Source organism: Vibrio sp. 10N.222.48.A3 (genome assembly GCF_041475345.1).
GTDB lineage: Bacteria > Pseudomonadota > Gammaproteobacteria > Enterobacterales > Vibrionaceae > Vibrio > Vibrio tasmaniensis_A.
Genome location: NZ_JBFRVX010000208.1, coordinates 1 through 4398 on the forward strand (window position 1 = coordinate 1; position 4398 = coordinate 4398).

Genomic DNA, 4398 nt, shown 5'->3' on the forward strand with positions numbered 1-4398 from the left:
ACTCTGCTTTCTAAGTATTGCAGCTGGTATTTTGATCTTTCCTACATCATGGAACAGAGCAGCAAAAGAAAGCGCTTTCAATTGTTGAGTATTGTAGCCTTTAGCTTTACCTATCATTAACGCAACGACAGAGACATTTAATGTATGAAAGTAAATGTCTTCAAAGTCAGCTTTAGCATTCATAAGATGTAAGGTAACGCTATCGTCACTTGCCAGTATTTCAACAATATCATCAACTAGACTTTTAACCTCTCCTACCGCATCTATAGGTCGGTTACGAATTTTTGTCATTACTGAACGCATTCGAGCAAGCGAGCGCTCGAACTCTTTCTCACAATGACTGACTCTACGACGGTAAGAGCTTAGGGTTTCGATACGTTCATGCTTATCTTTCCACATCCTTTCAGTTTCAAGGCTTATCTGTAGATCTGAATCGGCCCCTTTCTCTATCTCGTGATTAGAAGGTAAAGGTGCAGTATCGCTTTGACTTAGATTTATATAGACATGCTTAATCCCAAGATGCCGAATTATTTTCACTTGAGCGTCATCTTTTATTTTGAAGCTGTTGAATAAAAATGGGTGTTCGTTCCATTTTAGGGGGAGTCGTATGTGTAGGCCGGGCTGGATGCGATCTACAGTAATCTTTATGCTGCCCATATTTATATAATATTGATTAATAATCTATATTTATAATTCTAATAAAACCACACGGGAATTTCACTATCCAATTTCACAGGTTCAACTTAAAGAATCACAATGCACCATCCAACGAATACCGAACTTATCTTCCACTTTACCAAATCTAGCGCCCCAAAACGTATCTGCGAGTGGCGTCATTATTCGCCCTCCTTGTTTAAGCTTCTCAAAAATTTTCTCTTGAGTCGCGGTATCCTCGGTAACCAAGGAAAGTGCCAGATTGTTCCCTTCAAGTTCTTTAGCTTTAACGCCATCAGACATCATGAGCTTCATACCAAATGCTTCGAACTCAGCGTGCATAACCCAACTAGGTTGTGCCCCCTCTATTACCTGAGGAGCATCACTAAAGAGTTGCTTCGATAAAACAACACCACCAAAGCATTTATGATAAAAATCTAACGCTTCACTACAACGACCATCAAAAAACAAGTAAGGGGTTACTGTCAGCATATGTTTCTCCTCTATTAGTCCTTTAAACATAGACAATAGACGTGAGAATGACAGATAACATTCTGATTTAAGATAATTAATTTACTAAGGAATCGCATTACGAACGGAAACGGTAATATTTTGGAATGGCACAATAAGAACTGACTGATTGGACAGGCGTTCCTGTCGCTACTACGAAGGCAACACTTTCTATTCTCCAGATATAACAAAGCCCCGACTTGAGTCGAGGCTTTGTTATTTAAATATGGTACCGGTAGGCGGACTTGAACCGCCACGCCCGAAGGCAACGGATTTTGAATCCGTCGTGTATACCAATTTCACCATACCGGCATTATCTTGGGGCATTGCCCTGTCGATGTTTGGCATTATACGTATGCGAACTGATGTGGCAAGTATAAAAACTTGAATTCATGTGTGTTTGCCGATAATTTCGCCACTAAGTCATAAGCTGTGCGTCATGTCTCTTTTCAGGCCAAGCCTTAAACTATATTCTGACGCCTCAATTTTTAAAGAAGTAATAACACCATGACATCAACAAACACTCTGCCACCAGCTGGGGTAATGCGCCGATTTGGTGCCTTGTTCTATGACGCACTCATTGTAATCGCTATTGAAATGATGGCTGCCGGCATCATTGTTGCTCTACTGCACGCACTCATGGCTCTTGGTATTTTTAACCATAGCGGGTATGCCGATGTCAGTGACTTCTTGACTAATCATCCGATTTGGAGCCCTGCGTATACTTTTTACTTAGTCGTCGTTTGGGTTTACTTCTTTGTCTTCTTCTGGACCAGAGCAGGTCAAACTCTGGGGATGAGAGCTTGGAAGCTACGAGTTCAAAACAAAGATGGCTCTGCGATCACAATAACTCAAGCGCTAATACGTTTAGGTACATCGGGGTTTGGACTTGCAAACTTATGTGTTCCATTCGATCCTCAGAAACGTGGCTTTCACGATATCTGGGCAAAGACCGAAGTCGTTGTGTTGCCAAAGGCACAATAACGCTATTAAGCGAACTTAAAGCAAGATCAAAAAAGGAAGGCTTAACGCCTTCCTTTATCATTTATAGTTTCCGCCTCAAGAGCATGATGGCAATTCCGAAAAACACCACGCTAGGGGCTATCGCACCAAAGGCTGGTGGTATTTGATAAACCAAGCTGATTGGACCAAAGAACTCGCTGGATATATAGAAAGTAAAACCAGCAATCACACCAGAGAGAATCCTTGCTCCCATGGTCACGCTACGTAAAGGACCAAAGATAAACGACAATGCCATCAACATCATGACCGCTATCGAAATAGGTTGAGTTATCTTTCGCCACAATGCTAGCTCATAACGTGCTGCATCTTGTTCTGATGCTTTGAGATAAGAAACATAGTCATACAGCCCACTTAACGACAGCTCCTCCGGTTTCACCGTCACTATCGCGAGTTTGTCTGGAGCTAACGATGTTTCCCAAGAAAAAGTCGGTAAATTCTCTTTAGTGACCTGAATTTCATTCTCAAAAGAGGTGACCTCAACATCGCGCATTGTCCAAACGTTGTCTCCAACGTAATCGACTTCTTTTGAGTATATGGCCGTTTTCAGAGCCTTGTTCTCATCATAGCGCCACATGTTCAAACCATAGAGCTTATCATCGTCTATTTTAACAATGAAAATAAAGTCGTTGGCATCTCGAGCCCAAACACCGCTTTGAGTAGAAATAATACTACCACCAGCAACCGAGATGGTTCTTAAGTCACGAGCCATCTTCTGCGCTTGCGGAGCTCCCCACTGCCCAAGCAATGTCACTATCACCATTAACGGAATCGCAGTCTTAAGTACCGATAAACCAATATCTAACTTAGAGAAACCCGCGGCTTGCATAACCACAAGCTCAGAACTCGCAGCAAGCATACCAAGCCCAATCAATGCACCAAGCAATGCCGCCATTGGGAAGAACATTTCGATATCACGAGGAATACTCAATAAAACGAAATACAACGCTTGTAATAGATCGTATGTACCACGACCTACCTTTCGCAATTGCTCAACGTACTTGATAATTCCAGAGAGACCGACAAACGTCACCAATACCAGTGAGGTGGTCGCGATGATGGTTCTGCCTATATATAAATCGAGAATCTTAAACACGGCTTAAGCCAACCTCTTATTCTTGAATTTTTCTTTCAAACGCCTAACAGGCACACTATCCATAAAGTTGGCACCAATCGCGACAAACAATAATAATGCATTGATTGGCCACATGCCTATTGCAGCAGGAATGTCCCCTTCTTCAATTGAAGATTTGGTTGCACTGATTGCCAAGAAGTAAGTCAAATAAATCAGGATTGCCGGACCTATTTTTGCAAAACGACCTTGTCGTGGATTAACTGCTGACAGCGGTACAACGAGCATAGTCAACAATGGGATACACAACACCAGTGACATGCGCCACTGCAATTCAGCCTTGGCACGATTATCTTGATTTCCAATAAGATCAATAGTTGGAATCGCTTCCCACTCTCGACCTTTCTTCTCTACTTCACGCTGACCAATTAAGCCTTCATACTCTTCAAAGTGCGTCACTCTATAATCAAGGCGAGAAGGCACTCCTTCATGACGAGTACCATCGTACATCACAATAACTTGGCGGCCATCGCTCAATTCTTTTACGTCTCCCGACTTAGAGAACATCACACTAGGAAGCACTGAGTCACGAGGTCGCATTTGAGAAACGAACACATTGTCTAATTGATTACCATCGATACCCTCTATAAACACAACTGAAGAACCATCGGGAGTCCTTGCAAATTTGCCTTTGGGTAGTAAATCGACGCTGTTCTCTGCAGCCACTTCCTCATACATTTGTTCTACTTTATCTTGTGACCACGGAGACAGCCAAAAGGAGTTAAAAGCAGCGACAGTTGCGGTAATCAACGCCAGATAAAGTGCTGATTGGATGAGGAATTTATTGCCAATACCCGTAGCATTCATCACCACAATCTCACTTTCGGCATAAAGGCGGCCAAAAGTCAGCAAAATGCCAATATAGATACTAAGTGGAAGCATCAAGAGCCCCATCGCTGGCATATTTAGACCCACGATCGATAATACAAGGCTTGCTGGAATATCACCATCAGAGGCGTCGGCTAAAACACTGATGAACTTTTGGCTGAGAAACACGAGAAAGAGAACAAAAAATATCGCAAATTGGCTCTTGATTGTCTCTCGGATCAAATATCTAACAATAATCACGCTCAAATTACCTA

The 4398-nt window shown here is 42.4% G+C and carries 5 protein-coding genes and 1 tRNA gene; 1 reads left to right on the forward strand and 5 read right to left on the reverse strand.

The genetic code is table 11. From position 1 onward, the window contains the following. The 3 genes from AB4653_RS07305 to AB4653_RS07315 form a co-directional block, all read right to left on the reverse strand. Positions 1-657, reverse strand: a 657-nt coding sequence (locus tag AB4653_RS07305) for an HD-GYP domain-containing protein (protein WP_372103706.1), incomplete at its 3' end; no start/stop codon positions are given. 81 nt (positions 658-738) lie between these two features. Next, complete coding sequence (locus tag AB4653_RS07310) at positions 739-1146, reverse strand: VOC family protein (protein WP_029223884.1); 408 nt, start codon at positions 1144-1146, stop codon at positions 739-741. 245 nt (positions 1147-1391) lie between these two features. Beyond that, positions 1392-1476, reverse strand: a tRNA-Leu gene (locus tag AB4653_RS07315). A gap of 195 nt (positions 1477-1671) precedes the next feature. On the opposite strand from AB4653_RS07315, the gene AB4653_RS07320 reads away from it, so the two are divergent. Beyond that, positions 1672-2148 (forward strand): RDD family protein, encoded by a 477-nt coding sequence (locus AB4653_RS07320; protein ID WP_017097527.1) that lies wholly within the window; start codon positions 1672-1674, stop codon positions 2146-2148. A 61-nt stretch (positions 2149-2209) separates the two neighbouring features. Here the strand turns inward: AB4653_RS07320 and lptG are convergent, their stop codons facing one another. Continuing rightward, positions 2210-3280, reverse strand: a complete 1071-nt coding sequence (gene lptG, locus AB4653_RS07325; protein WP_017103680.1) for an LPS export ABC transporter permease LptG — start codon at positions 3278-3280, stop codon at positions 2210-2212. A gap of 3 nt (positions 3281-3283) precedes the next feature. Continuing rightward, positions 3284-4384, reverse strand: a complete 1101-nt coding sequence (gene lptF, locus AB4653_RS07330) for an LPS export ABC transporter permease LptF (protein ID WP_009847716.1) — start codon at positions 4382-4384, stop codon at positions 3284-3286. Positions 4385-4398: the final 14 nt, after the last annotated feature.